Below are 1704 nucleotides of genomic sequence, written 5' to 3' on the forward strand. Positions count from 1 at the left end.
CGTCGGCCGCGAGGGCCGCCTGCGCGGCCGCGAAGCCCGCCGCGCAGACCAGCACCGCGACCCGGGATCGCGCCATCGTCTAGTCGGCCTTGAAGCGGGACAGGTACGCGCGTTGCAGCCACGCGTCCGGAATGTCGCGCCACGCGTAGTCGGTGTAGCGCATCACGGTGACCCAGCCGGGATCGAGCCCGTCGATGATGACGGTTTCCGTCGGCCGCGCCGCGCCCAGCTGCTCCTGGTAGTGCCGGTAGTACGCGATTTTCAGCACGCTGCCGCTGGCCGCGAAGAAGCGCGCCTTGACCGGCCGCTTCGTGTCGCTCGCGATCCACAGGTCGATCGCGTGGTACGTGACGTCCGGCGCGCGCGCCGTCAGGTGCAGCCGGTAGCAGTGCCGGCTCTGGTGCTCGCCGTCCGCCACGTTCTCCTCGCCCGCGAGCGACGCATCGTAGTCGTTGGCCCAGTTGACGGTCACGACGTCGCCGTTCGCGGCCTGGCCGAGCAGGCGCTGCTGCGGCGAGATCCGCACGCTGGCCTGGCTCGACGGATCGTAGAACCACAGGTCGTTGCCGTTCTTCAGCATCAGCTTGTTCGCGTCGCGGGCCGGTGCGACGAACTGCACCAGCGTGCGGAACTGGCTGGTTGCCGGGTCCGCCTTCGAATAGATCTTCAGCACCTCGGCGTCCGTCTGCTGTCCGTTGCGAAATTCGAGCAGGGTCGTCGTCAGGCCGAACGGCTTGTCGGGGTTGCGCACCGCGTCGCTTTGCGCGAGCAGTTGTTGCGCCGACGGGTCTGCCGCCGCGGCCGCGGTGGCGGCGATCGCGAGCAGCATCGCCGCGGCGCGCAGGATCGTGATGGGGAATCTCATGGTGGCGGCTCCTGGTCAGGCGAAACGCAGCGCGTCCACGATCGGCAGGCGGGCGGCACGGTGCGCGGGCAGCCAGGCCGAGAGCGTCGCGACCACGGTCACGCCGAGCGCGTAGCGCGCGATCATCCCGAATTCGCCCCACACGCGTACTGACAGCGCGACCGGATCGGTCTGCCCGGGCGGCGTCCAGTGCAGGCCGGCGCGGTTGATCGCGACACCCGCCGCCAGCGCGAGGACGGTGCCTGCCACCGCGCCGCAGAGGCCGAGCAGGCACCCTTCGCAGACGAACAGGCGGCGAATGCCGGCGCCGCGCAGGCCGAGTGCGCGCAGCGTGCCGATCTCGTGCGTGCGCTCCATCACGGCCATGTTCATGGTGTTGCCGACCGTGAACAGCACGATCGTGGCGATCAAGACCGCGATGAAGCCGAAGATCGCGCCGAACATGCCGGTGACCTGGCCGTACTGCGGGTTCAGCGTCGCGAAGCCGAGCACCTCGAGCGGCTCGCCCGCGAGCCGGGTGCGCAGCAGCGTCTGGATGCGCGCGCGTGCGGCGGGCAGATCGGCCGTGTGCTTCAGCTGCACGACGATGGACGTCACCTTCGCACTCGGGCCGCTGCCGTAGACGAGCTGCTGCGCCTGCGGCAGATGCACCTGCACGAACATGTCGTCGACCTGCTTGACGCCTTGCTTCTGCGCGGCGATCACCGACAGTTCGGCGACGTTCGGTGCGCCGTACGCGTTCGACGTCAGCAACTCGAGACGGGCGAGCCCGCTGCGGTGCACGGGCTTCGCGGCGGCCTCGGCCTGCGAGAGCGACGCGATGTCGTCGGGCAGGTCCG

At 70.1% G+C, this 1704-nt stretch carries 2 protein-coding genes; both read right to left on the reverse strand.

Annotated elements, in window-relative coordinates; all coding sequences use genetic code 11:
- Positions 1-79: 79 nt before the first annotated feature.
- Entirely contained in the window at positions 80-865 is a 786-nt protein-coding gene (locus G3N93_RS39290; protein WP_174989669.1) for an outer membrane lipoprotein-sorting protein, read from the reverse strand.
- 15 nt (positions 866-880) lie between these two features.
- The coding region (locus tag G3N93_RS39295; RefSeq protein ID WP_206135450.1) for an ABC transporter permease at positions 881-1704 on the reverse strand (824 nt) is incomplete at its 5' end.

It is taken from the genome of Burkholderia sp. Se-20378 (assembly GCF_017104665.1).
Lineage (GTDB): Bacteria > Pseudomonadota > Gammaproteobacteria > Burkholderiales > Burkholderiaceae > Burkholderia > Burkholderia lata.